The sequence below is a fragment of the Bacillus cereus group sp. N21 genome, from assembly GCF_016483395.1.
GTDB lineage: Bacteria > Bacillota > Bacilli > Bacillales > Bacillaceae_G > Bacillus_A > Bacillus_A pseudomycoides.
On sequence record NZ_JAEHBX010000302.1, the window covers coordinates 1 to 322 of the forward strand.

Here is a 322-nt window from a genome sequence, read left to right on the forward strand (position 1 = left end):
TGTAATGACTCCAGAAATCGAAATAAGCCATAAATAAACCGTTTCAGCAGCTACCACGCTTGTCAAAAGAGAAAAAGCAGAAATAGCTATCGTCAAGATTAAAGCGTTTAGTGGTATTCCTCGTGATGATAATTTCTTTAAAAAGGCTGGCGCCATTTCATTTTTTGATAATGACCAAAGCATGCGAGTTGCGGCGTACAGTCCTGAGTTTGCGACAGAAAGAACAGCAGTAAGAATAACAAAGTTCATAATATCAGCTGCATACGGAATACCGATATTATCAAAAACAGCAACGAATGGGCTCTTTGTTAATCCTGCTTCT

General features: G+C 38.5%; 1 protein-coding gene. It reads right to left on the reverse strand.

Going from position 1 to position 322, the window contains the following annotated elements; translation table 11 throughout:
• Positions 1–322: amino acid permease (locus JDS96_RS30960; protein ID WP_199669145.1), on the reverse strand; the 322-nt coding region annotated here is incomplete at both ends.